This is a genomic window from Chryseobacterium sp. GW823-FHT05E08, assembly GCF_058795655.1.
Window position 1 is genome coordinate 400,567 of record NZ_JBXAHY010000004.1, and the last position, 26,263, is coordinate 426,829.

The following is a 26,263-nucleotide window of genomic DNA, read 5'->3' on the forward strand; positions in this document are numbered from 1 at the left end:
ATAATTATGAAAACCTATCATATCAACAAAGGTATCGGAAGAACGGTAGAGTTCAAAGGACTCAAAGCACAGTACCTGTTCATTTTTGCAGGAGGATTATTGGGGATACTCGTATTCGTGATGGTCATGTACATGGCTGGCGTCAATACTTATCTCTGCCTCACGATTGGCGCAGCAAGTAGTGCCATTCTCATCTGGCAGACCTTCTTACTGAATGGGAAATATGGCGAGCACGGACTGATGAAATTAAGCGCTCAAAAAAAGCATCCGAAGTATATCATTAGTCGAAAATGCATCTATCGCTACCTAAAAAGCAACCTTCAAAAAGCTTCAACATGAGAAATACCTCCAAAGCCGCAACGCTGCAGAGCAAATTTCCACTGCTTGCGATAGAGAACGATTGCATTATTTCAAAAGATGCGGATGTCACGGTCTGCTTCAAGGTCAGACTACCTGAACTATTTACGGTGGCATCGGCAGAATATGAAGCGATCCATTCAGCTTGGTTCAAGGCCATCAAGACCATGCCGGATTTTACGGTCGTCCACAAACAGGACTGGTTTATCAAAGAAAACTATAGCCCGGATCTGTCCAAAGAAAACCAGAGTTTTCTTTCCAAATCCTTTGAGCGTCATTTCAATGAACGACCATTTCTTAACCATTACTGCTATCTGTTCATTACAAAGACCAGTAAAGAACGAATGCGGATGCAGAGCAATTTCTCATCACTCTGTAAAGGCAAACTGATCCCCAAGGAGATCAAGGACAAAGAGGTGATCAGCCGTTTTTTGGAATCCGTCGATCAGTTTGAACGAATTATGAACGACAGTGGTTATGTCCATCTGGAAAGAATGACCGAAGATGAGATCTCAGGAACCGACGACCAGTCGGGAATATTGGAACAATACCTGACCCTGTCAAGACAATCGAATACATCCTTGCAGGATATCAAGCTCGGATCAGAAGAAATGCGTATCGGAAACAATAGGATATGTATGCATACCTTATCTGATACCGATGATCTGCCCGGTACGGTCTCATCACACAGCCGATATGAAAAATTAAGTACCGACCGAAGTGACTGTCTGCTGTCTTTTGCTTCTCCGGTAGGACTTCTGCTAAGTTGCAATCACATTTACAACCAATATTTATTTATTGATAACAGCGATGAAAACCTGAACAAATTCGAAAAGTCTGCCAGAAACATGCATTCATTGGCAAGATACAGCAGGGCGAATCAGATCAACAAAGAATGGATCGAGAAATACCTTAATGAAGCCCATTCCTATGGTCTCCAGTCCATCCAAGCCCATTTTAATATAATGTCGTGGTCGGACAATCCTTCTGAAATCAAACAGCAGAAAAATGATATAGGCAGTGCTTTAGCCTTAATGGAATGTAAGCCCAGACATAACACCACGGACACGGCAACCTTGTATTGGGCAGGGATCCCAGGAAACGCCGGTGATTTTCCTAGTGAAGAAAGCTTTTACACATTCATCGAACCGGCATTGTGCTTTTTCACCGAAGAGACCAATTATCAGGACTCTCCTTCACCGTTTGGGATCAAGATGGCCGACCGGCTGACCGGAAAACCCATTCATCTGGATATCTCCGACCTTCCGATGAAACAGGGAATCATCACCAATCGAAACAAGTTTATATTGGGGCCTTCAGGAAGTGGAAAATCCTTTTTTACCAACCATATGGTCAGACAATATTATGAGCAGGGTGCTCACGTGTTGCTGGTCGATACCGGAAATTCCTATCAGGGATTATGTGAACTGATTAGAGGAAAGACGAAGGGGGAGGATGGCGTGTATTTTACCTATACTGAAGATAATCCAATTGCTTTCAATCCATTCTATACCGATGACGGCGTCTTTGATATTGAAAAAAGAGAAAGCATCAAAACCTTAATCCTCACGTTGTGGAAGCGGGATGACGAACCGCCGACAAGATCTGAGGAAGTGGCCTTATCCAATGCGGTGAGCGGATACATTGAACAGATCAGGAGCAAAAATTCCCATCCCTCATTTAACGGATTCTACGATTATGTCAAAGATGAATACCAGAAAGTTCTGGAACAAAAAAAGGTCAGGGAAAAGGACTTTGACATTGCCAACTTTCTCAATGTATTGGAACCTTATTACAAAGGCGGTGAATACGATTACCTGCTGAATTCAGAAAAGCAGCTTGACCTTTTGTCCAAACGTTTCATTGTGTTTGAGATCGATGCAATCAAAGACCACAAGATCCTGTTCCCGATCGTGACTATCATCATTATGGAGGTTTTCATCAATAAGATGCGGAGGCTTAAAGGAATCAGAAAACTCATTCTCATTGAAGAAGCCTGGAAAGCGATTGCCAAAGAAGGCATGGCAGAGTATATCAAATACCTGTTCAAGACGGTGAGAAAGTTCTTCGGAGAAGCCATTGTGGTAACGCAGGAAGTGGATGACATTATCCAGTCACCGATCGTCAAGGAGAGTATCATCAACAATTCAGACTGTAAGATCCTTTTGGATCAGAGAAAGTATATGAACAAATTCGATGATATCCAGGCAATGTTGGGATTGACTGATAAGGAAAAATCTCAGGTGCTTTCGATTAATATGAACAACGATTCGAGAAGATTGTACAAGGAAGTCTGGATCGGGCTGGGCGGGACACACTCTGCGGTCTATGCCACGGAGGTCTCCACCGAGGAATATCTGGCTTACACCACTGAGGAAACAGAAAAGATGGAAGTCATGAATCTCGCTTCTGAACTTGACGGCAATGTGGAACATGCCATTAAGAGGATCTCTCTCAAGAGAATCAAATTGACCAAAGACAATTAATTCAATCATTTAAAATTTACAACAATGAAAAATTTGATCATTAAAACAGCAATGGTAGTGCTTTTCGCTACCTCAACATTCGCAAAAGCACAATTCGTGGTAACCGATCCGGCTAATCTCGCATCAGGCATTCTGAACAGCGCCAATGAAATAGTGCAGACCTCATCAACCGTTTCCAACGTCGTCAAGAACTTCAACGAAGTAAAGAAGGTCTATGAACAGGGAAAGGAATATTATGACAAACTGAAAGCCATCAATAATCTGGTCAAAGATGCTAGGAAAGTGCAGCAGACCGTTCTGATGGTCGGCGACGTCTCAGAGATCTACGTCACGAATTTCAGTAAGATGCTCAATGATCCCAACTTCAATGCGCAGGAACTGACAGCGATCGCAAACGGTTATTCAGCCTTGCTGACGGAAAGCACTGAACTTTTAAAGGAACTCAAAGAGATCATAACGGCCAATGGGCTTTCGCTCAATGACAAAGAAAGAATGGACGTGATCGACCGTGTTTACAAAGAAGTGAAGGAATATCATAATCTGGTGCGCTACTACACCAACAAGAATATTTCTGTCAGCTACCTGAGAGCAAAAAAACAGAACAACACCCAAAGGGTATTGGATCTTTACGGTACTTCAAACCAAAAATATTGGTAAGATGGAACCCACTAATTTACACGAAGTCCTTCGTACGGTTTATGATGAAATGATGCCATTATGTGCGGACATGGCTGCCGTTGCAAAGGGCGTAGCCGGCTTGGGCGCACTGTTCTATGTGGCCATCAAGGTTTGGCAGTCACTCAGCCGCGCTGAAGCGATCGATCTGTTTCCGATGCTCAGACCTTTTGCCATCGGTATCTGTATCATGTTCTTTTCAACATTGGTACTGGGAAGTATCAATGGCATACTAAGTCCCATTGTGCAAGGAAGCCATTCGATGCTAGAAGATCAGGTTTTGGATCTCAACGATTTGCAACAGAAGAAAGACCTTTTGGAGCGGGAAGCCATGCTCAGAAATCCAGAAATGGCCTATCTGATATCGGATGCGGAATTTGATAAAAAACTTGAGGAGCTGGGATGGTCGCCATCAGACCTGGTAACGATGTCGGGAATGTATATTGAAAGAGAAATGTTTGATATCAAGAAGCAGATCAGGGATGGTTTTCGTGAATTTCTGGAAATTCTCTTCCAGTCCGCCGCGTTGGTCATTGATACGATCCGGACCTTCTTTCTCATTGTACTTTCCATATTGGGACCCATTGCTTTTGCCATCTCAGTATGGGATGGTTTTCAGAGTACACTGACCCAATGGCTCACGAGATATATCAGTGTCTATCTGTGGTTACCGGTTACGGATATTTTCAGTTCAATCCTAGCCAAGATACAATCGCTCATTTTGGAGCGGGATATTGAGATGCTGGCAGATCCGAACTTCATCCCAGATACTTCCAACACAGTTTACATCATCTATATGATCATCGGGATCATTGGATATTTTACGGTGCCAACCGTTACAGGATGGGTGATTCAAGCAGGAGGCGCAGGCAACTTTATGCGCAATATCAATCAGACCGCTACAAAATCAGGCAATGTTGCAAGTGCGGCAGCGGGTTCCGCAACAGGGAATATCTCAGGCAGATTATTAAAATAAAAAAACAATCCTATGGAATTTAAAACTTTAAGAAATATAGAGAGCAGCTTTAAGCAGATTCGTTTATTCACCTTTGTTTTTGTAGTGCTCTGCTTTGCGGTGGTGGGCGTAGTTGTTTTTAAGTCCTATCAGTTTGCAGAGCAACAGCGTCAGAAGATCTATGTTCTGGATAACGGCAAATCATTGATGGTGGCACTATCACAGGATATGTCGATCAATAGGCCTGTAGAAGCCAGAGAGCATGTAAGGCGTTTTCACGAGCTGTTCTTTACCGTGGCACCGGATAAGAACGCCATTGAAAGCAATGTCAAAAGAGCCTTCAATCTCGCCGATCAGTCGGCTTTCGACTATTACAAAGACCTGCAGGAGAAAGGGTATTACAACCGGATCATCTCAGGCAACATCCAGCAGAGGATAGAGGTTGACAGTGTTGTGGCAGATTTCAATAACTATCCTTATGCGGTCAAGACCTTTGCAAGGCAGTTCATTATCCGGTCAAGCAATCTGACGATCCGAAGTCTGATTACCAATTGTTCATTAGTGAACTCCGTGAGGTCAGACAGCAATCCCCAGGGATTTACCATTGAAAAATTCAATGTTCTTGAAAACAAAGATCTTGAAACTGTTGAACGTTAAAAGTCAGAACAATGAAAAAAATCAGAGATACCATTGAAAATTATGTTTTGCAGGCAGAAGGACGATGGAATGCCATGCCGACAAAGCGGCAACGGTTTTTTACCAAGCTTTTTTTTGCGGGTTACATCGTGCTGACCGTAATCGTTATGATCAGTATATGGATGTCTACTGCCAATAAAACCAACACGATGTTCATCGGCCATATCAGTACCATTTCAGATCATAGTTTTTCGAAGAAAGCAGCTGAGGATCATGTCAATTTAACCATTAAAAAATAAAGCTATGAGAGATTCAGATAAAATCAAAGTCACCGAAAGCGAATCGTCGGAGTCGGAAAACGAACTGAAGGGGATGAATAAATTACACTGGGAGCGATTGAAGAAACCGGTCATTTATTTTTTAATGGCAGTGGTCTGCGCCTGTAGCCTCTATCTTATCTTCAAGCCACAAGAAAACAAGATCATTGAAGAGTCAGGGTTTAATGCAGGGATACCACAGGCAAAGGATGACCAGCTGCAATCTGATAAACAGAAGGCCTACGAGCAGCAACTGTTGGAACAAAGGAATGAAGAGAAAAGAAATGCGATCATTTCATTGTCTGATTACTGGAATGATCAAAAAAATAACGGTCAAAATTCATTAACAGGCAAGGGGGATGCACCAGCTCAACCGGATCAGAATGCAGTGAACAGCTATCGCCAGGCACAGCAGACCTTGGGTTCTTTCTATAGCAGGGATGAGCAAGAGGTCAATAATCTCAGAAAAGAGATTTCGAGACTTAAGAATGAAGCGGTACAGAACAGTGCTGTTCCGGCCGGTCTCGGAATGAATGAACAGTTAGAGCTGATGGAAAAATCCTACCAGATGGCTGCGAAATACCTTCCTCAAAGTAATAAGCAGGAAGAATCTGATTCGAATACAGCAGACGTTAAAAATCCCTCTGAGAACAAAGCAATGCTCACGGCAGTAAGACCAGCTCGTCAAAATATCGTCTCCTCTTTATACAGGGAGCCATCAGACAGTGCCTTTTTGGCAGGTCTCTATGATCATCGGTTTTTAGGAAGCATTGATAATAGTGAGGGTTTTAATCAATCCAAAAATGCAATCAAAGGTATAGTGCAAGAGTCAAAGACGATGACCAATGAAGCTACATTATCGATCAGGCTGTTGGAGCGCATGCTCGTCGTAGGTCGTACAGAAATTCCAGCCGGAACATTGCTAAAAGGCAATGGTAAATTTCAGGGAGGGAGACTGCAATTGAAAATTTCGTCGATAGAATATCAGGGCAGCATCTTTCCTGTAGAGATCAATGTTCATGACAATGATGGTCAGCTCGGCTTATATGTTCCGTACTCACCGGAGCAAAATGCAGTCACTGATATTGTAGGAAATATGAGTCAAAGTTCAGGAACCAATATAATGATGACCCAATCGGCAGGTCAGCAGATCGCGGCGGATTTAAGCAGAGGCGTGGTGCAGGGGTTGTCAGGCTATTTCCAGAAACGGGTCAGACAACAAAAAGTAAAGGTAAAAGCGGGCCATCAGGTTTTGCTTGTGCCAAAAAAATAACCAATTAAAAAACAATAAAATGAATAAAATAAAAAGCCATTATCTATTGATGATCGTGTTTCTGCTCTTTTCAGGCAAATCACTGGCTCAGGATTCCGCTGCTTCCTATCTTTCACTGGAGGAAGCTAAGTTGGAACCCTACAAAATGCAGGTCACCTACAATAAAACCTCGCACCTGCTTTTTCCTTCTCCAATCCGATATGTCGACTTGGGGAGTGATCTGCTGGTCGCCAATAAGGCAGAACCTGTTGGAAATGTTCTTCGGATCAAATCGGCAGTAAGGGATTTCGAAGAAGAGACTAATTTTTCGGTCATTACCGAAGACGGAAAGTTTTACAACTTCGATGTTTATTACAGTTCCTATCCGCAAACACTTAACTACGATCTGCTAAAACTGCAAAGGGCAGATGAGCTCCGATATTCTCCCGATGTCTTGTTTGAAGACCTGAAAGGAAGTTCATCCTCTTTGACGGAACTGATCTTGGAAAACCTGTATGAAAAAAGCAACAGAACCATCAAACACATATCTTCCAGAAGCTTTGGAATTCAGTTCTCTATTCGAGCATTGCACGTCAACGACAATAAGTTCTATTTTACCTTACAGGTCAAGAACAGCAGCAATGTCGCATTTGCCATCGATGTAGTGAATTTCAAAATTGTTGATAAGAAGAATTTAAAAAGAACAGTGATTCAGGATAAACTGTTAGAGCCGGTTCGAATCCATTTTCCGGTGATGACCGCAATTCATCATTCCGATATTTTGGGAGTTTATTTGTTGGACCAGTTCACCCTTTTAAAAGATCAGGTGTTGGAAATTGAAATTCTTGAAAAGAACGGCGAACGTCATCAGAAAGTTCAGCTTGAAAACGAAGATCTTAATGCAAAACTCATCAACAGTCTAACCATAAAAGCGAAGTGAAATGCAAAGGATATTTTTAAGTATGCTGTTATTATTAATAACAAGCATCAGATCAAATGCTCAGCAGATGATCCCGAAACAAAGGGGATTTGAATTGACATATTCAGTATTTCCGCAATCTCCTGAAAAACAGAATTACACTTTTGGTGCAGGTCTCATTTCTTACGCTAAGAATGGTCATTATTTTTTCGGGCTAGCCGAATACAGTAGAAAGTATTACGAATATGCCAGTTACAATATTCCAATAGATACCTTTTTGTTCAACGGAGGTTACAGTCTTTATCTATGGGGAGGTGCGATGAGAAACGTCAACATCAATATAGGATTAGGCGGAGTTGTCGGTTACGAACAGTTAAATAGGCGTGAAGAGATGATCGATGATGGAGCTATGATCAGTACCACTGAAAGTTTCATCTGCGGTGCATCAGGCAAGCTGTCATTAGAGAGCTATCTGACAGAACATCTGGTGTTTTTAGTGAACGGACAACTGCGCTTTTTACTAAACAGCCAGTTAGGGGAGTTTTACGCTTTGTTTGGCTTTGGATTAAGGTTTAATTTTTAAAAACAATTGCTATGAAAAATCTAATCAAGAAAAAAGCCAAATTGATTTTCAGATATTCTCTGCTGCTGTATTTATTAGCGTTTATTTTAAATTCTTGTCAGGATACTGAAATTGAAATCCACCAGGACTTTCCATTTGAGGTAAAGGTTATGCCTGTTCCTTCAAAGATAGGAGAGGATGAGACCGTAGAGATCCGCATCTCACTTCTGACAGATTCAGACTTTAATGGCACCACGTACAGCATCCGATATTTTCAGTATGAGGGAGCAGGACAACTTCACTATTACAGCGATCCGCCTTATCTGCCGAATGATGAATATCCACTTCCACAAAAAGTGTTCAGGCTTTACTATACTTCTACATCTTCCGAATCCCACCAATTCAGTATTTGGATCAAAGATAGTTTTGGAAATGAAAGAAGAGTGGATTTTGAATTTGACAATGCATCTTAGAATTTTTAATTGACTTCCAGCGGCTTGGTTTTATACCAAGCCACTTTTTCATAAGGACATTCATAGAAGATCAGGTCAATAAAGGGCTAAACAAACGATCAAGATCATAAAACTGAAGATTACCAATAGCAACCACCGAAAATATTCATTAAACTAAATATTATATCTTTAAACGCAAAAAATAATTAGGAGTTGATTCGAATGAATTTTTCTAATTCATCACGATGGTCTTCACCCCATTGAGCAGTGAATGTAATGACTGGAATTAGTGTTTTACCCAATTCAGTCAGCTCATACTCAACTTTAAGAGGAAGTTGATCGTAAGTGGTTTTGCTGATAATTCCATGATCTGTCAATTGCTTTAATTGAGTGTCCAAAACTCTTCTGGATGCCTTTGGCATTTTACGTTGTAGTTCGCCAGGGCGTTTTACACCAGAATAGATACACCAAATGAGGCTGATCTTCCATTTGCCATTCATGATCTCCATAAAAAGATGCAGTCCGCAATCCAATGAAACCGCTATTTTTTTCTTGTACATTATCTGTAATTATAATCCAAATGTAAGTAATAAAAAATATTTCTGATATGGCTAAATTCAGCCGTACTTGTATGTTTTACCTACTGTCATTAATTTTGGCATAGTAATAATTAAAGAAATGAAATATAATTTATTTGGAAAAAAAACAGGACTGCATGCCAGCGAAATTATCTTGGGTGCTGCCAGTTTTGGAACTAGAACAGGCTATGGGACAGAACCTGAAAATGCGAAAGAAATTTTAACTGCTTTTGCAGATGCTGGCGGTAATTTTATAGATACTTCCGATGCTTATCAATTGGGACAATCCGAAGAGATCGTAGGAGATTTTATAAAGGGTCAACGTCAAAATTTTATCATTTGTACAAAATATACACGTAGTTACGAGGCTGAACCCCATGTTGCAAATTTTGGAAATCACCGCAAGGCCATGAGACAGTCTATTGAAGCAAGTCTCAAAAGATTAAAGACAGATTATATCGATGTCTATATGCCACATTATGACGATGGCTACACGCCATTTGATGAAATTGCCAGAGGGCTTGAAGATCTTGTAAGCAGTGGCAAGGTCTTGTATACAGGATTGTCAAATTTTCCAGCCTGGAAGGCTTCGGCAGTTGCATCTTCTGTAAAATTATCAGCAATACAGATTGAATATAATTTGCTACAACGAACCGCTGACCGCGAATTCATTGCGATGGCGGATCATTTTGGTTTGGGCACCATGATGTATTCTCCTTTAGCAGGAGGACAACTTACTGGTAAATATAGAAATGATGGTACAGGTAGAATGACTCTTGGTTCCACTGACGATTACAAGGAAAGTAAAATTGCAGAAAAAATTATTAATGAACTTTTTGTAATTGCAGAAGAACTTGAATCGACACCTGGGCAAATTGCTTTGGCCTGGATGTTATCAAAAGATGGTTTTCCTTTGTTTGGAGCCCGTACTATCGATCATTTTAATGACGCTTTAAAGTCAACCACAATAAAATTATCTGATGAACAAATTCAAAAATTGGATGATCTAAGTACAATTTCGTTAGGCTATCCTCACGAGCTTCTTAAAAATGTTAGAGGATTTTAAATTTCATAGAAATATCTTTTATGTTCAGCGCTGATTTAGATCTTAAAAGATTTATTACCAATGCTTCATCAAATCTTTTTTGTGTCTCAAATATTTATTAATTGAACATTTGTAATGAGGGATGATTTTCTGACAACATTATTTAATCGATTATTTAACTGCTGCAGTGAAGATTTTTAATAATAACATTCTCTCAATAAGAAGTATTGATATCTTTATCATTTAATTAAACATTAAATCTGTAAAAGCTCACAACTTTTATGAAGTGTTAGGCTTTTAGGGATATGATCATAGGAGTTGTATCATTCTAAACTGCGAAAAGACGTTTCCGACCACCAGAAGGAATTGTCTTTTCGCCCGATTTGAAACTACACGACAATTCAAATATTGTCGTGTAGTTTGTTTAATAATATGAATTCATTTATAAATGACCTTCGTCGGCAAATGATAAATGATCGGTTGATGTCAGAATAAAATGATCAAGTAATTTGAGATTTAAAAATTCTGATGCGCTTTTAATGTTCTGCGTAATTTTTAGATCTTCGGCGGACGGTTTCAAATTTCCGGAAGGATGATTATGTGCCAATATTACAGCTGAAGCGTTACAAAGCAGTGCCGCCTGCATGATGATACGAACATCGACCACCGTAGAAGAGATTCCCGATTCAGAAATTTTCCTGATCCCTAAAACCTTGTGAGCCTGATTGAGATACAAGGCAAAAAAAGATTCTCTATAATCCATTTCATCTGCATCAAAATGCTGACGGAAAACTTCCACCGCATCCCGTGAACTTCCTACCAATTTCTCAGAATTTCCTTTTCTGGAATAACTTAATTTTATCTCGTTGACTATATTAAATTTCATTGATTTTGCTCTTATACGGCAGAGACTTATTTTTCCCGTACTTATTAAGTTGGTTTTAATAAGGCAACCACCAGAAAAAGTGGTTACCTTATTTTTAATTCAGATTGAAAATATCCTGTCCAAACTTTGCAAATCCAGTACACAGTTCAAAAGATTTTTGTGATTTTATCTGCGCAGTACCGCCCATTACAATTGACTGTAATTTCGCTTCATCGTCTTTGTATGTTTTCACATTCTGATAATAGCCTGTTACCGCATTATATGCCCCGAACAAAGTCCCTTTTGTAGTTTCCATCTGTTGGGTGTCGCTCACCATCGCATAGGCAAAAGCATCATCAACGATATTTTTAAAAACGGTTGATAATTCATCAGAATTTCCTTTCTGCAAATGATTTAAGGTTTCCTTGTTGGAGCAGAGTGCCAACTGAATCAGTTTTTTCATTTCATCGTCATCAATATTAATATTTGCCCAATGATTAAAAGTGTTTTCTAATTCTTTACTCAATGTATTGGCTAATGCCATCACTTTGTGAGCATCTTCCAAGCGTTGTTTTGCTCCTGCGGTATGTCTGATTCTTACAACATTGCTCATGCTTTTTAGAGAAACATTTAGGGTGTTTTGGCAAACGATGCGCAAAGGCGTAAATGCAGCGGTGATGCTTCCGCTCCCATCGTGGGAGGTAGTTAGGAAAATATATTTTTCCGTAATATCGTCACCATTTCCAACACGGATATAATCAGGTAATTTAGCCGTGATAAAAATGTGTTCCCCATTCCCCAAAGCTCCTGCAGTCTCGTATAAGATTCCATTTCCACCGCCTACAATGGCATCAAAAAATGAAAAGGCTTCACGGTTTTGTACGATATGGTAATCTTTTCCGACTACGCCTAAAACGGTGTTATTATCGGTGCGGATATTGGCAAAGTAGTTGGGAACTTCCAATTCTGAATCGATCATTTCTATTCCGTTGGTATTTTCGATAATGCCTGCACCTTTTGTAAATAGGGGAGATTTTTCGACCTCGTAGTCAAGTCCTGCAAATTTGATGGCTTCTTCACTTCTAGGGTACTCCTGTACGATCTGCCCCAAGTTGTGCCATGCTTTTTCCTTTACGCTGAAAAATGAATATTTTCCTGTTCTGTTGTTGAAATTTAAATTATGTGCCATGATGTTAATATTTAATTGTTAGAGAATTCTGTTTAATGATTTTAAAATGGTAGGTCATCATCCTTGTCGCTGTCGTTGGAATTAGAATTAGAAATTTTCTTCTTATCTTTTTTATTCGATTCAGTAAACTTGTTTTCAGTTCGTTTACCACTGCTGTGAACTTTGATCTGTGAGGTGTGGAAATTCAAACCTGCATGAGGCTCTCCGTCCTAACCTAACCACGCAGAGGTATAGGCTCTTCCGCTTAATTCTACCAAAGTGCCTTTTGTTAGAAAGTCAGCAACTTTTGGAGAGATCCAGTAGGCGCATTCAAAATAGGTGGTCTGTTCGATTCGTTCGCCTTGTTTGTTGCGATAGTTGTCATTCGTAGCAATTGAAAAATTAACTACTTGTTTTTCATTTGACAAGTTGCGCACTTCTGCATCCCTTGTCAGTCTTCCAATAATGTTCATAATCGTAGGTTTTTAAGATTGTACATTTTAATTTGTTCTCAATCTCTTCCCCGACCCATCTCCTAAAAGCCTTTGGGGCTTCGCTGAATATTTTTCAAAAGAAAAACCGGAAAAAAGAAAGCAGATAATCTTAGCGGGCAAGGGGAAAAGCCAAAAGGAAACGGAATAATCGGAGGGTACCTTCAGGGAGGAAACCGTTTATGCCGTAGTCTTTTGGCTGGGTGAAGAAATGGATGACCGCTCTACCTTAGCTGCCTTTTATCGGTTTTTTTTAAAAAAAATCAGTTATATGTAATATTTAATAATTCTTCCTGATGCTTAATTTTAATGTTTTCAATTTGTATTTTACATACTAAATTACACTATATTTACATTATTCATTTAAATCTTGAAGATCTATGCAGATCAATGCTTTTAACGAATACTACGGTAAGCTTACAAACGTTAAGAAGAAAAATTGTCAAAAGGTGGCTTATATATATTAATTATAAAATCATATTCTCCATGCATATTAACGTGTTACCATGTCAATATAGAACTACTCTTCATTAACTCTACATTTTTTTACTTGGTCTTCATTTTCAATTTCAGATAATTTATTTGATATAAAAAGGTAATTTCACAAGATAATTGTATTTTGAATCAAGTATCTATATACTAATACAATTTCTTGTTCTTGTTTTGTTTCATATTTAAATTCATGATTATTTCCAAAAAAATAGCTTTAGCAATAAGATAAGATAGTTAAATTTTATTTAATTGCTTTTCATATTTTGTCGCAAATGGGTTTCTATTTTGTAGAATACTTTTGATCATATAAAATAAAATCGCCTCAAGCAAGCTTGAGGCGATATATAATTTAATCTTTTAGATATTATTTTTTAACAATAACTTTAGAAGAAGCATCAAAGCCAAGACCTTTTATCTTCACCATATACGTTCCGTTTACTAATTTATCTGTAGAAATTGCTTTTTTAGCATCCGGAGAAATTTTATCTTCTGAAGAAACTAATTTTCCGGACATATCATAAATTTCAACACTTACTTTACCAAGAGTATTGCTTGGGAAATTGATAAAAAACTCATTTTTAACAGGATTTGGATAAATTAAAATCGAATTTTTAACTGCTTTTACATCATTTGTTGACAATACATTACATTCTGTAGGTACAGTAAAGTCTTCTACCTGATCATTAATATTGGTTTTAGATCCTGCGGTCGCGTTAATACCTAAACCTCTTTTTGCAAAGACATTCCAAATCATACATTTGTCTGCACCTCCTGTTGTAGCTAATTCAGCAGCTAAGATTGCATTTCTTCCGTCAATAAATGTAGGATTGCAAGCTTGAAGTTTCAATGCGTCGGTGACCAATTGTAAAACTCTTGAGCTACCATTAGTCATATTAGCTATCACATTAGAAGAATATCCATATTTTTGGGCATACTTCCAATGTAAATCCCATAACATTGTTGCCCAAACAAAACCAATAGAATGTTCATTTGGTACGAGAACTCCATTGGAGAGAGATTCCATTCCATTGGTTTTACCATATGTATAATTATTTATAGCAAAATTAGTTGAATATTTTGCACGTCTAACCCCAATTCCCGTGCTAGGTTCTCCTATTAAATATGTTCCGATCCCTCTAGCTGTATCAGCGTTATATTCAGGTCTGTTGGTAAACATCATAGCGTAAAAATCAGACCAACCTTCGCCCATTTGCTCTGCTGAAATATTTTCATCCAGGCAACTGTATCCCGTTCCCGTTAATCTATTCGATAAACCATGAATATATTCGTGCATTACAACCACATTATCAAATCCTAAATTCTTTTCTTTTGCTAATGATGGATCATTTTTCAATGTGATATTAACTGGTATAGAGTTATTTAATAAATTTTTTATATATTCTCCTTCTGAATTTAAAATTTTAACCCACGGAATTGTGATACTTGAATCACTACCACTTATATTAGTCAAATTTTCGATATTTGAAGCTTCATATATGACGGCCGCAAGTGCTCCTGCATTTTGTGCATTTTTAGCTTTTATCGCATCAACACAATTACCGGATTTTATCAATCCTATTTTATTATTTAAAGATCCGACCGGTAAAGGAGTACAGCCATCGATTACATTTGTAGTCACAATATCAGCTGTAATACCTGTGACATTTAGTTGAGAACCGCCTCTAGTTCTTACATTTCTACTTTGTGCAATACCCGGTGAGTTATAGTAAAGATATGCCGCTTCATTCCATAATTGTACAGAAAGTTCTCCAGAAGTCCCGTCGGGATAATTTATAAAAGTTGCGTTATTAGTCGGTAAAGGTAGAACAATACCAGCTATATTATCATTATCCATACCTCCATTTCCAAAGTTGTTTTTTTGAAAATTTCTTGAAGACTCTGTGAAGCCAAATTGATAAAGGATATCATGTGCCATATTTACAGAATAAAACAAATTTACCACAGCCGCATTTATATTGTCATCCGTAGTCGCATTATCATTAAAGGGGAAATTAAAATTTCTATTGATTCCTCCATCTGGCGAAATCAACATGCTGAAATCCGAATTCAAAAATCCAGCTGTTACATTATTTCCGTTGGTCTGAGTAAAATGATTAGTTCCATCAGAATGCCATCCTTCAGGTGAAGAAGAAAGATTCCACGGATTAGGAACATTAATCCTTACACCAAAATTAGGAGCTTCTATAGGTAATTTGAAAACATTATATGTTGCATTATCAGCAGTTAAAATACTAAAATTCGTACTATCAGAAATATAAAATTCTTTATTTTGAGGAAAGGAAACTATATTTTTATTCCAATAAGGAGCTTCATTAAAATGGCAATAGTTTACTAAGCTTGACTTTTTTATTATTTCACCATTTGAAGCATTAATAAGAATATTATAAGCTTCATTTTTTTCTGATATAATAAATTCATAGCATAAGACAAGATTATTATTGTGTTTTGTATAAACTAGTCTTTGTTTGGCTATTTGCTTATTTTTAAAAGATGTACTATTATCAAAATTCAATAAAGTGTATTTTGAACTATCTTTTAAATCTAATGCTTGAGCTATTTTTTCAAAAGCTTGTTTACTATTAAGAGCAGGTGTGGCATTATCTGCAAATTGATAATCCTTTTCGAAAGCGTCTAATAAATAAACTATTTTTCCATTTTTTATCAATGCTGTAGATATTCCATTAGTTATTGGAAAACCATTGTAAGTTTGTAGAAATTTAACAACATTTCCGTTTAAGGATTTTGAGTTATCTTCATTATCAATAATGAAATTAGTAAGATCAGATTTTTTATAATCTTTAATTTTATGTTGGGAGAGATAAATTTTGATCAGTTTTTCATTTTCTTGTCCAAACATAGTAGAAGAAATTACTGAGAAAGTAAAAATAGAAAATAAAATAGGTAGGGTTATATTTTTCATAAAAACTTTAGGTTATAATTTACAATTATTTCTGATAGCATCTGCTATTTATTAAGCATATTTTTAATATACTTATTTCTTTTTGCACCGTATTTTTAGAATAATCAGTTAATTTTGAGATTTCAATAATACTAGCACAGTATTTAGGTTTTTTTTTAAATAATTAATGACTGTTAGATATTTAGATAGAAATTACTTAATTGATTCAGTGGTATCCTTAAATCTCCTAATGGACTTTTATGTTTACTTAAGCCTTATGAAAGAATTAGAATATTTTTCAATTGATTTATGCTTTATCTGCAATTATAAACACAGTATCTATTTATCTATAAACAGGTAATATGTTTTTATTAATCACTACATAATGAACTATGTGAGAATTAGTATTCGTAAAACTACAATTCTCAGAAAATGTTACTTATGAAACAAATACTTTATGAAGTAATAAATGAAAAGTTTAGTACCCGAACCATTCAAATGGATTATGTTTCTAATACTATGTTGGGTAATCCACCTGTTACTGATTCACAAGTTACAATAAAGCAACTTTATTTACAGGTACTATACTTGAGAACAATTATATCTACTTACACTTTTGTATAAGGATTGTAATTCATAATTATTAACTTCTGTACTTAAAGTTAATATTTTTACAATTTTAATTTAAAAGGTTGGTTTATTAGTAAACCTTTCTTTTTTTATAAATTATTAAAAATTCCAAAGAGGTACAATTTGTTAATTGTTAGCAAAATGATGTCCTCTTAAGATCTGCAGATGACAGATACAGATCCAAGTCGTTAGCAAAACAAAAAGCCAGGTTTTTATCCCGACTTTATTTTTTGTTAGCTAAACTAATTGCTTAGATGAACTATTTTTTATATACTTAAACCTTTTGTAACAACTGAAGTTTAAATTGAGGATTGACAAATTTAACTAAATCGTAATTAAATTCTCACCCTAAATTTTCCAAATTCGTAGATTCATTTACTTTTATAATTAACATATCTAGAAAGAATAACGGACCTATAATGGTCAAATATTATGATATTTGTAGAAATTACAAGATAATTTACAATAATGAATTCATGAATAAGATTGAATTTTTTTGGTAAATAAGATCTAACTTTTCAATAGTTTTAACTATCTGCTCTTTCTTGATTTTCTAACATTTCATGCACAACAATTGTAAGCAGAAATAGAAAGATTCCAATCACTTAATTAAAGATACAAATCTTTACGATATCTTACTTCAGAATTTATATTACTATGGGCTTATAAAATATATAACATAATCATTTTGCCTTATTCCATACTCAGAATTCGTTGCGGACATAATGCCAAAGTATCAAATAATCCAGCTGGGATTTATGCACTTTGAACCCCAGCTAAATATTTTAATTCTAATAGCATTTGGTATTGTTCTAATTTTTTCAAATAATGAAAATATTAAATATTATTTTTCAATACAATCAATAAGATAGATATTTATGAACACAAGTGTATATACTAATGCGCTACTGAGAATCATTTGATCATATAATTATACCATACCTTTCCCGGTACAAAATTAGAACGCATTAATTGTTTTTGTCCATTGGTGAACATATATCTGGCAATATCTGCGGTAGATTCCATGTAATTCATTGTCATCTCAACTGGACTATTAGGACAAGTCCCTGCGAGAGGAAAAAGAGGATTGTTAAGTACATTATATGTTGAATTAATAGGAGTATCAGCTATACCATCATCACGGCAGTCTTCACCACCATATAAATGTGTTAGACCTAACCAGTGACCTACTTCATGTACTGCTACTTTTCCTTTATCTAAAGGAGCCCTAACAGTTCCCACCCTTCCAAAACAATAATGAGAAATTACCGCCCCACTCATATGTAAATCTCCTTCATTTGCAGGAGGAGCATCAAGAGCAAATAATTCATCATAACCAGAAAGAGGCAAAGCAAAATTTGCTTTCATTTTACCCACTACGTGTATATTAAGTTTTCTTTCAGGGTCGGTAGGATCTAAACCTCCCATAGCTGTACTTCTTATTTTTATTTGTGCATCAACGGTAGTGTCATCAAAATCCCACTCGACCACATTGGTTTGTCGTCTATATACTGCATCAAGTACAAATTCTATTCCAACATTAGCTTTAACATTTTTAAATATATCAGGAACCAAATTAAAATCAGGGTTTTTTGCATTAAAACATTCATTTAATACATCAATCTGCGATTGTATCTGTTCCATTGAAATGTTTTCTTCTGGAGTGTGATACACAACATTAACAACTACTGGGATTTTAATTTTCTCCTCGGGATCACTTACTATATCTTCATTTTTATCATTACATGATATCAATAAAACTTTTAACAGAACTAACAATAAAATTTTCTTCATAAGTTTTTGTTATAATATATTTAAATAAAATTACTTCATCATATATTTGGCAATACAAAAGTCATGCCAATTGAATGATTAAATATACCTACATCAGCTGAAAAAAAAATCTAACCTATTTATAAGGTTTATTAATGATATATGGATTGTGATTTCTATTTTATATACCATTACTATTTATAGCTATGATAATAGTTATTATTAATGTTAACAATGAAATTAATGAATTTAAGATAATCTCTTAAAAATTCCTCATTTAACAGGGTTTTTAGGTGGATCAAAGTCTTGAAAATTTTCAATGGATAAATACATGAAGTACAATCGCATCGATTTTAATCATATTTAATGGTGCTTTCTTATAATAAACACGCTGCATCTATAGTACATTTAACTTAATCAGTGATGTTGAAGTCAGTGATTTAAATCCTAAAGAATATATAATTCCATTTGCCAATTTGGAAAGATTTTCTTCTATGAAAAATTGTTCTTGAGTATGTCATAACTTTGTAAATTGTCAGCAAAAAGTAGACATTTAATATTAGAAATTTAAGTGTTTCATAAAAGATTAATTTTAACTATGGCAACATCAAAATTTGTAAAAGATATTCGTCAAAACATCCGCAGAATATTTACTGCAGAGCAAAAGATTATAATTGTATGGAAAGTCTTCGAACTGAGACCTTTGTAGCCGAACTTTGGAACCATAACATTGCACAATCGCAGTTCTATGCTTGGAACAAGGAGTGAAATCGGTTTGAAGCGAACCTTGGAAAGTTTTGGAATTGCCACAAGTAGTTTTATAAATGGTGTCAAAGCTAGCTCTAATACAGCTATGATAGCCTTGAAACTTAGAAAAGGACAAACACAAGACAATGTAAAGCATTACTGAAAGACAGAAATATTTGGTGATAGAAATCGCTTTGGAACACACCGATTGTCTACAAGGTAACTAGCCTACAAAATTACCGATGAACAAGTTGTTTTATTTAATAATCCAGTGTTTAACGTATTTTGAAGCAAATAGACTAATCCCGGCACCGAATCATTTTCTTCTTTCAGCAGCAAATGAGTTCAAAGGCAAAACGGAATTTGTGCATTCAAATGTGGCAAACAGATTTTACTTATTTCAAGATCATTTAGTAGGGATGGTACTATTTAAGCATGATTTTGGACGACTACAGTCGCTACATCATTCACTTGCAGCTGTGTGACTCGATGAAAGCCGAAGTGTGAAACCAACGTTGGACACAGTCATTAAAAAAGCGAAATTGAAGACCAAATCTAAATCTAAATCGAAACCGAAACTGAAACTGAAACTGCTCTCAGATAACTGTTCTTAGTACGTCTCCAATGAGCTGAAACCTATCTTAAAGATAATTTAAAGATGTAACAGATTTACGAAAAAACCAATGTATCCCCAATGCCAAGGTAAAATTAAACTTTATTACACAACTATAAAAATGTAGTGAAACTAAATCATTTTTATTATTCCGAAGAGCTTATCCAGACATTGGAAAAATGTGGGAAAACTACAATAAAAAAGCTATGACGAGTAGATAAATAACCTAACTCCGAGTGATATATACTTCGGGAACATCAGAACAGATTTTGGAAAAAAGAAAGCAAATAAAATAAAATCCATCCGTAAAATAAGAAAAATATATAAAAAAAAATATCTAGTTTGTAAAACGAAAATCCTCCTTAAAAATTTAAACTAAAATATCTAAATTGGTTTGAAGACATACAAAGTTTGTAATTAATAAATTAAGGTACTGTATTAAGCACTTAAATTTGTCAGAACTAAAGTAAAGCACTAATTGCTAAAAATTAAAAAATATTTACTGTCGTTTTTATGAATTATATTAATAAACAAGAAATTGCAAATGCAATCTTATAGTAATTCTTTAAACAGCTAATTTTTCATTTTTTGCAAATTAATCTTACTGATATTGTAATCTGTATCAACTTTCTTATTTACAGCAAATCCCTGTGTAGCCAAAGCCATGTCCATATTGACGATAATTAATTCATCTCCTCTTAAAGCGACTTCCGCTGGCTGATCCAGTTTACCATCTTTACCATTGGTATCTGCATTCTTTTGCAGTATGGTGACTTTTCCGTTTCTGTCAATTGAATACACTGCATTATTAAGAAAGTCTGCAACATAAAATTTATTATAGATTGTACTGAAAATTAATCCATCCGGGCCTTTCATAAACGGAGCACTTGCAAATAGTTCTGTTTCTACTGCTTTATTGTTGTGATCCAATTTTGAACGAAAAATTTGGCCTTTCTCAATTACTGTGGTGTACAAAAATCCCTTATCATCAAATGTTAAACCATCAGCTCCAAATCCCATATGATTATCGGATTGGAAAGATTCTACCAAATGGTTATCTCCCTTACCGTTTTGATATGGCTGTAATCTTATGGGATGTTTATTTTGTAACTCTTTAAGCGAAAAAGCATATACCCCACTGAGCAATTTTTTATTCTGAGCTTCCAAAATCGACTCAGTTACAAAAAGAAAATCTCCCTGCCAAAAAACCCCATTGGACGCGATAAAACCTTCTACAACAACATCCACGCTTGTAGCCTTGCCATCAATTATATTGATTCTTAAGATCCTGGATTTATGGTTTTTATCAAAAAACACCTGCATATCAGCAATATATAGATTTCCGTCCGGACCAAAATCACTGTCCATAGGACCAACTTTTCCTGTGTCTGGGTGCAAATCCTGTGGTTTGAAATCATACCAATGAGAAATAGAATTATCTTTTCCTATTACAGCCATAAAAGGATTGGAATATTTGCTAATCATTCCATTTTCTATTAAATATTTATTGTTGAAATTAGGAACTGAGAGAATCAAATTCCCATCCTTGGCTATAGCTAAACCATCAGGTGTATTATATTCAGCCGGAAGATTAACAAAAGGAAGAGAATTTTCTGAAATATTTTTCATTTTATCCTTATCGTTATTTGATGTGCCTGATTGATTCGACCCAGAATTACAGTTTATAATTGAAAGGCAGGCAAAAGCCGAAATCCAAAATATTCTTTTCATCTTTAATTTTATCTTGTGTTATGTAAATATATAATTATTTTTATTACTGTCAAATATTTAGAGGTCTTATAGCCAAAAAGAAAGTAAATATCTAAATTTCACTTATTCAATAAGGTTGTTGAGGATTTATCTAATATTGGACTATAGTTATGAGGTAGGATCAGAAGAATAAGCAGATAAATATTATAATTTAGTAAAAATCTTGTAAGAAATATCGGAAAGTCCAAATATAGGAAAAAATGTAAACGTTCGTTTTTATAATATCCGAATTCGTTGTTTTCCGCATATTTGCAGAAACAACCTCGTATTGATCTTGGAATGCAGCTTACAACTGTATCAATTTCATCTGCAAATTGTTTAACCTCTTCTGGTAAATAATCTGCTGAAATCCAATAATAAGTTAGTGCTTCGATTAATCTTTGTTTTTATATCTCGTTCGTTTACTGCGTAAAATCAATTTATTAAGTTTTTCTTGAGTCTGGTGGTAATCCGATAATATAATTTTTAATAGCTACATTTAGAATCGTTTTGTGAGATTTTAATATTAATCAGAAGATAAAGTTCCAACCCCATTCCATCAATCTATGGACTCTCCAAGTTCCAACTTCCACTCCTTATTCATCATTTAGAAAAAAAGCTGGAAATATCATAATTACCACTATTATTGCGAAAATATAATTTTCACCTCTCTTTTCTATGGATAGCTTACAATTTCTCATTTTCATTGATATCATTAGAGAATAACTTCTTCCATTTTCTGACAGACTGCCTGCTTACTTGAAAATGTAATGCAGTTTGAGAATTATTTAAATGGTTTTTATTCTGGTAGTTAAGAATATGACAAATCGATTCATAGCTGTACACCTTATGTCGTTGATTAAATATAAAATCCTCTTTGCAGTATTCCCCGGATAATATTGTATTTAGATTGCTAACATCTAAAGTAGAAAGTTTATCTTTTTTTAAAATAGAATAACACTGACTTTTTAAATGAGGATATTTCCTTTCAATCATGTCAGTATAAATTTTTTTATAATCTGGAGAAGAGTTACTCCACTTTAACATAAGTCCTGAATCCATATCTTCATTTCATACATTTTCTCTATTTCAGTTTCCGTACACCCGAATACATTCACAATTCTGTCCATTACAATGTCAGTGTCCCTAACCCTTTGATGAATAATTCTTCCTATGTGGATTTCTTTGAAAATTAATTGCATTCGTAAAGATTTCTTTTATTTTAACTAATGGTCGAAGTTTTGATGCTATTATATCATTCTATTGATTATTATTACCAAAAAGAACTGTTTTTATTCATAAAAATACATTTTATAATTCAATAAAAGTATAATTTTAATAACTTTCAATTTATCGGATTGATATGTCATGTCATAGAAAATTTAGTTTTTATATTTGAGATTGTTCTGCAACAAAACTAAAAGTGATTATTTAATTCTATTGATAGTTTTCTATCTACGTTTCTACATTTTCTGTGGATGCTTCAAATGACAAAATAGGAAAGGAACAACTTCACCGGCTATAATGCTTGACATCCAGACAATAGGACAGTTATGAATTTCATCACACCAATGGTAACGTGAGAATGAGATCTTGCGTCAATGGTGAATAAGGTTGATTTGGAACAAATTGCAATCATAAACTGATTCTCATGACGAATGACATAAGAAAAGCGGCAATAGAAAAATTTGATGGAATATCAATTATAACTGATCAAGGTTATCCTGTGATTATTGTAAATAAAAATTTTTCGAATGACAGAAAACGCCGAAGTTTGATCCACGAACTTGGTCATATCCTGATGCACAACGAAGGAAATTATGCAATATCAGGATACTGAGATGAAAAGTGGCATGAAAATGAAACAGAGATTTTTACTAGCGAATTTCTAATGTCATCAGCTGAGATCGGAAGATCTTTGCAATATTTAAAGATGGGCGACTTACTTCCGCTCAAACAATATTGGTTAGTAAGTATGTCATCAATTATTCGAATAGCTGGAGATATTAGTTACATATAAAAAGAACCATACAGATTTTTCTCTATCGAAATGAGTCTTAGCTGTCAAAATAAAAATGAATTAGGAAATGTATATATTGATACACCTGTCTATTTTCAACAAACTTTTTTATAAAAAATGAACTTGAGTATAGTTACTCAGACATATCTAAAGCATTTGCTCTACCAATTAATTTATTAGAGGATATTTTTTATTTTAACAGGCCTGTAATCCTAAGAAAAGTAAAATAGATCAGATTATAAAACATAAATGAGAAATTTCAAATTTTTCAAATAAAAATTGCTGTCGAAACATATAAAAGGCTCAACTTATAGTTGAGCCTCTCTTATAAAAAGTAATTATCCGATTTACTTATATTTTATTTGTTAATAAGCTTCTCAAGCCTATCCATCATTTCATTTTTCTCTTTCAACATTCTTTCATATAAAGCAATCTTTTCTTCGTGCAATTGCATTAATTTATCAATAGGTTGAAATACTGGGTTATGATTATAAACAGCTCCATTACCATTATTGGTAATAGTGTTAGCAATAATATTTATTGCAGCTTGTTCATCAAAATTCTGAAAAGCCTCTACAGGGATTTTAAGAGCATTTGAAATTGATTTCAAAAGATCATCTTCTATAATATCCTTTTGCTCCAACAAAGAAATTTTCTTTTGATTCCATTCCTCGCCCAAATCAAAAGCCAAAGCTTCCTGCTTGATGCCAAGCATTTCTCTAAAGCGTTTCACATTTCTTCCTTGATGTATTTTCTGTTCCATAGCGGTTATCCAAAATTTCAAAGGCTTAAAGATAAAGCCATTTCTGTTAATTCGTGTGAAATGTAAAGTTAAAAAATTATCCTGTAAAATATCCTTTTAATTAGATATTTTATTCCTTAGCAGTATAGATTATTCACAGATAAGCTCTGAAATGAAAAGATAAAATATCATTGAAACTAATTTCTGGGCAATCGATGAAATTATAGATATATTTAAGCTGATCAATGCTTTCTTCAACTATTTTAATGTAGATCTTTATAAAAATACACTCAGCGAGATTAAGATGTATGTAACTAAAGTTGAAGGCTGTATTAAAGAATGCCCGGGAGACATTTTTTGATTTTCATATTGCTGTCAGATCATTTATAAGAGGTGTATATCTGCTAAACTTCAAAGTTAAAAGATTGGAAGTAAAAAAAGCTCCCAACGATTGGCTAATTATAAGTCAGGGATCTTTAAAAAGAAGATATCAAAATCCATTTCTTGTATTTGAAAAAGTATTTGAATGCAAGACTTTAGAAAAATTCGAATTTTTTCTTAATGAAATTGTTTACGTATCGCTATCTCCTTATTAAGGAACAATTTGATTATCACTTCACATATCCACTTAGTTAAGATGTCGGTTGCAGCGCAGATAATTAACAAAAGAGGTTTAAAAAAATCAAGAATAAGGCAACCAAGAATCCTGAATAAAATATTCTTTATCTGAATAGAATATCTCTTATCCCTTTGTCAACTTTACTACAGAAAAATTATTGACATTAAAAAGAACAAACACTTTAGTAAAGAGAAACAGCTTGTGCAAACAAAAGAGCAGGCTGACATTGCATTAAGTATTCTGTTTCAAAATTCTCAAAGAGAAGGTATTGAAGTTGGATATTTAGATTGTGTGATCAATTGAATAATCCAAAACTTACAGAACATCTGGACAGCTATCCAGATGTAATTCAGGATTACCAACTAGAAAAACTGTTATCGGGAGAGGTTGGTATCAAGGATATCAAAACAGCAGGAATTCTGTCCTGCTTGTTATTACTTATTCATTATTATTTTGAAGACATTTCCACCGATTTAAAAAAATCCGAATCTGATAATTTCAACAATTTCGATAGTATCAGCTATATATTAAATGCAACCATATCGGAAGAGTTTATTATTGAGTTATTACTTCTTTTCTTGTCAGTAGTAGTTGGAATAGATTACTTTGAGAAATTTTAGGAAAGATGAAAGACCCTGATTTATTGTGAAAGAGACAATAGAATTTGACAGCGACCCTGAAATGAATGAGCATGTTGATATGATGGTGTGGTTTGCCTTGGTTCGTTTATTTATTGAAGCTATCATAGTGGTTTTTGAATCTAAAAACACTCAGTTATAAAATATCAAATAAATCTTCATTTTCAATTCTCACTAATGAATTTAATCTGTGATAAAACGGAAATTGCAATACTAACAGAAAAACAAATTAAACATTTAAAAAAAAATTATCTAATTGAAGACTTTCTGTTCCTAATTATGCGGTGAGATACATAACATGGAATGAATGGAATTTCTCTAAATTATATTTAGGAAAATTCTGCATTTATGTCTCAGGCAAAAGAAATAAAAAAAATACGAATTGAGGAAGTAATTGAATATTTCCGATCAGAAGGCATGGAATTAACAAAAGAGGAAGCTGAACAAATAATGGAATTTCTGTATAATCTTACTTTAATGATCATCAAAAAATATTTCGATACTGATCAGAAATTTGCTACTCATTAATAGATAGTGACTGCTGATAGATCTGACATTCTAT

At 34.9% G+C, this 26,263-nt stretch carries 22 protein-coding genes and 1 pseudogene; 14 read left to right on the forward strand and 9 right to left on the reverse strand.

Annotation, left to right across the window (positions count from 1 at the left end):
* Positions 1-6: 6 nt before the first annotated feature.
* The 10 genes from AC1Q7L_RS15905 (at position 7) to AC1Q7L_RS15950 (ending at position 8,632) form a co-directional block, all read left to right on the forward strand.
* Positions 7-339, forward strand: coding sequence for a DUF4133 domain-containing protein (locus AC1Q7L_RS15905; protein WP_492307705.1), 333 nt, complete (start codon positions 7-9; stop codon positions 337-339).
* Positions 336-2,843 carry a TraG family conjugative transposon ATPase gene (locus tag AC1Q7L_RS15910; RefSeq protein WP_492307706.1) on the forward strand — a complete coding sequence of 836 codons (2,508 nt, stop codon included), beginning with the start codon at positions 336-338 and terminating at the stop codon, positions 2,841-2,843. Before AC1Q7L_RS15905 ends, AC1Q7L_RS15910 begins: the two co-directional genes overlap by 4 nt.
* Before the next feature lie 24 nt (positions 2,844-2,867).
* Positions 2,868-3,500 (forward strand): DUF4141 domain-containing protein, encoded by a 633-nt coding sequence (locus AC1Q7L_RS15915; RefSeq protein WP_492307707.1) that lies wholly within the window; start codon positions 2,868-2,870, stop codon positions 3,498-3,500.
* A 1-nt stretch (position 3,501) separates the two neighbouring features.
* Positions 3,502-4,494 carry a conjugative transposon protein TraJ gene (traJ, locus tag AC1Q7L_RS15920; RefSeq protein ID WP_492307708.1) on the forward strand — a complete coding sequence of 331 codons (993 nt, stop codon included), beginning with the start codon at positions 3,502-3,504 and terminating at the stop codon, positions 4,492-4,494.
* A 12-nt stretch (positions 4,495-4,506) separates the two neighbouring features.
* Positions 4,507-5,130 (forward strand): conjugative transposon protein TraK, encoded by a 624-nt coding sequence (traK, locus tag AC1Q7L_RS15925; RefSeq protein WP_492307709.1) that lies wholly within the window; start codon positions 4,507-4,509, stop codon positions 5,128-5,130.
* Between the two features lie 11 nt (positions 5,131-5,141).
* Entirely contained in the window at positions 5,142-5,408 is a 267-nt protein-coding gene (locus AC1Q7L_RS15930; protein ID WP_492307710.1) for a hypothetical protein, read from the forward strand.
* A 4-nt stretch (positions 5,409-5,412) separates the two neighbouring features.
* On the forward strand, positions 5,413-6,699 hold the full coding sequence (gene traM, locus AC1Q7L_RS15935; protein WP_492307711.1) for a conjugative transposon protein TraM: 1,287 nt from the start codon (positions 5,413-5,415) through the stop codon (positions 6,697-6,699).
* A gap of 19 nt (positions 6,700-6,718) precedes the next feature.
* Positions 6,719-7,618, forward strand: a complete 900-nt coding sequence (gene traN / locus AC1Q7L_RS15940; protein WP_492307712.1) for a conjugative transposon protein TraN — start codon at positions 6,719-6,721, stop codon at positions 7,616-7,618.
* Positions 7,619-7,685: 67 nt separating this feature from the next.
* Positions 7,686-8,180 carry a conjugal transfer protein TraO gene (locus AC1Q7L_RS15945; RefSeq protein WP_492329391.1) on the forward strand — a complete coding sequence of 165 codons (495 nt, stop codon included), beginning with the start codon at positions 7,686-7,688 and terminating at the stop codon, positions 8,178-8,180.
* Between the two features lie 11 nt (positions 8,181-8,191).
* Positions 8,192-8,632, forward strand: a complete 441-nt coding sequence (locus AC1Q7L_RS15950; protein WP_492307714.1) for a TraQ conjugal transfer family protein — start codon at positions 8,192-8,194, stop codon at positions 8,630-8,632.
* Positions 8,633-8,817: 185 nt separating this feature from the next.
* On the opposite strand, the gene AC1Q7L_RS15955 is transcribed toward AC1Q7L_RS15950, so the two are convergent.
* Positions 8,818-9,171 (reverse strand): winged helix-turn-helix transcriptional regulator, encoded by a 354-nt coding sequence (locus AC1Q7L_RS15955; RefSeq protein WP_492307715.1) that lies wholly within the window; start codon positions 9,169-9,171, stop codon positions 8,818-8,820.
* A gap of 118 nt (positions 9,172-9,289) precedes the next feature.
* Between AC1Q7L_RS15955 and AC1Q7L_RS15960 the strand changes: the two genes are divergently transcribed.
* Positions 9,290-10,255, forward strand: a complete 966-nt coding sequence (locus tag AC1Q7L_RS15960; protein WP_492307716.1) for an aldo/keto reductase — start codon at positions 9,290-9,292, stop codon at positions 10,253-10,255.
* A 421-nt stretch (positions 10,256-10,676) separates the two neighbouring features.
* Here the strand turns inward: AC1Q7L_RS15960 and AC1Q7L_RS15965 are convergent, their stop codons facing one another.
* The 7 genes and pseudogenes from AC1Q7L_RS15965 to AC1Q7L_RS15995 all read right to left on the reverse strand — a co-directional run bounded on the left by AC1Q7L_RS15965 (position 10,677) and on the right by AC1Q7L_RS15995 (position 22,744).
* A complete protein-coding gene (locus AC1Q7L_RS15965; RefSeq protein ID WP_492307717.1) occupies positions 10,677-11,120 on the reverse strand; it encodes a JAB domain-containing protein in 444 nt (147 codons plus the stop codon).
* A gap of 94 nt (positions 11,121-11,214) precedes the next feature.
* Positions 11,215-12,288: a DUF932 domain-containing protein gene (locus AC1Q7L_RS15970; RefSeq protein WP_492307718.1), complete on the reverse strand. Its 1,074-nt coding sequence runs from the start codon at positions 12,286-12,288 to the stop codon at positions 11,215-11,217.
* A 41-nt stretch (positions 12,289-12,329) separates the two neighbouring features.
* A pseudogene (locus AC1Q7L_RS15975) lies at positions 12,330-12,740 on the reverse strand (single-stranded DNA-binding protein).
* An 874-nt stretch (positions 12,741-13,614) separates the two neighbouring features.
* Positions 13,615-16,191 (reverse strand): T9SS-dependent M36 family metallopeptidase, encoded by a 2,577-nt coding sequence (locus AC1Q7L_RS15980; RefSeq protein WP_492307719.1) that lies wholly within the window; start codon positions 16,189-16,191, stop codon positions 13,615-13,617.
* 1,524 nt (positions 16,192-17,715) lie between these two features.
* Positions 17,716-18,474, reverse strand: a complete 759-nt coding sequence (locus AC1Q7L_RS15985) for a M43 family zinc metalloprotease (protein ID WP_492329392.1) — start codon at positions 18,472-18,474, stop codon at positions 17,716-17,718.
* Positions 18,475-20,506: 2,032 nt separating this feature from the next.
* Complete coding sequence (locus AC1Q7L_RS15990) at positions 20,507-21,664, reverse strand: SMP-30/gluconolactonase/LRE family protein (RefSeq protein WP_492307721.1); 1,158 nt, start codon at positions 21,662-21,664, stop codon at positions 20,507-20,509.
* A 705-nt stretch (positions 21,665-22,369) separates the two neighbouring features.
* Entirely contained in the window at positions 22,370-22,744 is a 375-nt protein-coding gene (locus tag AC1Q7L_RS15995) for a helix-turn-helix domain-containing protein (RefSeq protein WP_492307722.1), read from the reverse strand.
* Positions 22,745-23,333: 589 nt separating this feature from the next.
* Here AC1Q7L_RS15995 and AC1Q7L_RS16000 point away from each other — a divergent pair.
* Entirely contained in the window at positions 23,334-23,522 is a 189-nt protein-coding gene (locus AC1Q7L_RS16000) for an ImmA/IrrE family metallo-endopeptidase (protein WP_492307723.1), read from the forward strand.
* 538 nt (positions 23,523-24,060) lie between these two features.
* Here the strand turns inward: AC1Q7L_RS16000 and AC1Q7L_RS16005 are convergent.
* Entirely contained in the window at positions 24,061-24,465 is a 405-nt protein-coding gene (locus AC1Q7L_RS16005; RefSeq protein ID WP_492307724.1) for a helix-turn-helix domain-containing protein, read from the reverse strand.
* An 885-nt stretch (positions 24,466-25,350) separates the two neighbouring features.
* Here AC1Q7L_RS16005 and AC1Q7L_RS16010 point away from each other — a divergent pair.
* Together AC1Q7L_RS16010 and AC1Q7L_RS16015 are read left to right on the forward strand one after the other, a co-directional pair.
* Positions 25,351-25,683 carry a hypothetical protein gene (locus AC1Q7L_RS16010; protein ID WP_492307725.1) on the forward strand — a complete coding sequence of 111 codons (333 nt, stop codon included), beginning with the start codon at positions 25,351-25,353 and terminating at the stop codon, positions 25,681-25,683.
* A 366-nt stretch (positions 25,684-26,049) separates the two neighbouring features.
* Positions 26,050-26,229, forward strand: a complete 180-nt coding sequence (locus AC1Q7L_RS16015) for a hypothetical protein (RefSeq protein ID WP_492307726.1) — start codon at positions 26,050-26,052, stop codon at positions 26,227-26,229.
* Positions 26,230-26,263 lie beyond the last annotated feature (34 nt).

Coding starts and splice junctions, on each gene's coding strand:
- traJ (WP_492307708.1), top strand. CDS start 3,502: ATGGAACCCACTAATTTACACGAAGTCCTTCGTACGGTTTATGATGAA.
- AC1Q7L_RS15915 (WP_492307707.1), top strand. CDS start 2,868: ATGAAAAATTTGATCATTAAAACAGCAATGGTAGTGCTTTTCGCTACC.
- traK (WP_492307709.1), top strand. CDS start 4,507: ATGGAATTTAAAACTTTAAGAAATATAGAGAGCAGCTTTAAGCAGATT.
- AC1Q7L_RS15960 (WP_492307716.1), top strand. CDS start 9,290: ATGAAATATAATTTATTTGGAAAAAAAACAGGACTGCATGCCAGCGAA.
- AC1Q7L_RS15965 (WP_492307717.1), bottom strand. CDS start 11,120: ATGAAATTTAATATAGTCAACGAGATAAAATTAAGTTATTCCAGAAAA.
- AC1Q7L_RS15970 (WP_492307718.1), bottom strand. CDS start 12,288: ATGGCACATAATTTAAATTTCAACAACAGAACAGGAAAATATTCATTT.
- AC1Q7L_RS15980 (WP_492307719.1), bottom strand. CDS start 16,191: ATGAAAAATATAACCCTACCTATTTTATTTTCTATTTTTACTTTCTCA.
- AC1Q7L_RS16005 (WP_492307724.1), bottom strand. CDS start 24,465: ATGGAACAGAAAATACATCAAGGAAGAAATGTGAAACGCTTTAGAGAA.
- AC1Q7L_RS15945 (WP_492329391.1), top strand. CDS start 7,686: ATGATCCCGAAACAAAGGGGATTTGAATTGACATATTCAGTATTTCCG.
- AC1Q7L_RS15990 (WP_492307721.1), bottom strand. CDS start 21,664: ATGAAAAGAATATTTTGGATTTCGGCTTTTGCCTGCCTTTCAATTATA.
- AC1Q7L_RS15905 (WP_492307705.1), top strand. CDS start 7: ATGAAAACCTATCATATCAACAAAGGTATCGGAAGAACGGTAGAGTTC.
- traM (WP_492307711.1), top strand. CDS start 5,413: ATGAGAGATTCAGATAAAATCAAAGTCACCGAAAGCGAATCGTCGGAG.
- AC1Q7L_RS15930 (WP_492307710.1), top strand. CDS start 5,142: ATGAAAAAAATCAGAGATACCATTGAAAATTATGTTTTGCAGGCAGAA.
- AC1Q7L_RS15995 (WP_492307722.1), bottom strand. CDS start 22,744: ATGGATTCAGGACTTATGTTAAAGTGGAGTAACTCTTCTCCAGATTAT.
- AC1Q7L_RS15950 (WP_492307714.1), top strand. CDS start 8,192: ATGAAAAATCTAATCAAGAAAAAAGCCAAATTGATTTTCAGATATTCT.
- AC1Q7L_RS15955 (WP_492307715.1), bottom strand. CDS start 9,171: ATGTACAAGAAAAAAATAGCGGTTTCATTGGATTGCGGACTGCATCTT.
- AC1Q7L_RS15910 (WP_492307706.1), top strand. CDS start 336: ATGAGAAATACCTCCAAAGCCGCAACGCTGCAGAGCAAATTTCCACTG.
- AC1Q7L_RS16000 (WP_492307723.1), top strand. CDS start 23,334: ATGACGAATGACATAAGAAAAGCGGCAATAGAAAAATTTGATGGAATA.
- traN (WP_492307712.1), top strand. CDS start 6,719: ATGAATAAAATAAAAAGCCATTATCTATTGATGATCGTGTTTCTGCTC.
- AC1Q7L_RS16015 (WP_492307726.1), top strand. CDS start 26,050: ATGTCTCAGGCAAAAGAAATAAAAAAAATACGAATTGAGGAAGTAATT.